The organism is Flavobacterium bomense, from assembly GCF_003970355.1.
Genome location: NZ_RYDJ01000206.1, coordinates 1 through 1,143 on the forward strand (window position 1 = coordinate 1; position 1,143 = coordinate 1,143).

1 protein-coding gene is annotated in these 1,143 nt (G+C 29.0%); it reads right to left on the bottom strand.

The annotated features are described in order from the left end of the window. Positions 1-117: 117 nt before the first annotated feature. Positions 118-1,143, bottom strand: a 1,026-nt coding sequence (locus EKL98_RS16775; protein ID WP_148104463.1) for a TolC family protein, incomplete at its 5' end; no start/stop codon positions are given.

Below are 1,143 nucleotides of genomic sequence, written 5' to 3' on the forward strand. Positions count from 1 at the left end.
ATTTATGAAGAGTGTCTGCCAAACCCTGTCCGTTAAAACCCAATTTTGGTTTCACCAACTTTTTTTATTATCGATAACCCTTGTTTTAACTTTATTTATTTGTTAAAAAAATGAAATTTAAAATTTTTTGTTTTTTTCTGTTATTTCTTTATAAATCTCAAATAACACTTTCTCCCTTGATTCGATATATTCAATAATTTGTTGAGATAAGGCCTGTACTAATTCCTCTTTTTTATCTTTATTTTTCCCTAGGAAACCGATGAAATTGGAATCACTAAAATCAATTTTGAAATTTTCAAAATCTTGAAAAAATTTAACATCTCTCCACCAACCATTTTGATTAAATTCAGGAATTTTTACAAAAAGATCTTTGTTTTTATTCTGTAAATCGATAATTCCACAAAATAATTCTGTTCCAATACCTCCGTTACCACTAAAAGGTTCTACTGCAAACAACAATGAATTACCAATGTATTCTTTCGATTCAATCCAAATTTTAGAGTTTTTATCACCAATTTTACTTTCTTTATCAGAAATATCATATTTATCAATTAGTTTTATTTTTAGCTTATCAATGATACCTTCTCTAATGCTACCACATATTTTATATTTTACAGAATCAAACTCTTTAACAATTTGTTCAGCAGATAGAAAATTATTTAAAATTATATTCTGAATTTCGTTACTCATTTCCTGCAATTGCAAAGAATTGTTGAGCAAAAAGGTTTCTTTCTCTGTAGCTATTATATCGGCCGAAACTGATAATGCGTCTTTTTCCGCCTTCAATTTGTTCCAATCAAAGACATTCCAATTGGCTCTCAATCCCACCATTAATATAGGTTGAAATGAATTGTCTATCATATTCAAACCCGGATTTCCATAGCCTGCATTTCCAAAAGCATTAATTTTGGGTAGATTATTTTTGGAAATAACAGTTTTCGAGGCTTCTATTTGTTGGTTTTGAAATTCAAAATATTTTAATTCCGGGCGATTGTTTGCAGCCGTTTCTTGGGTAATTAGTATTGGTTGTTGCAAAATAGTGGTTTCAGAAATAGTCGTAAATGTCAAGGATGAAAGGTTTTCGAACAAGCGTTTTTTATCGAATTGTATTTCTGAAAGTTGCTGTTTAATTTTCAAGTTTTC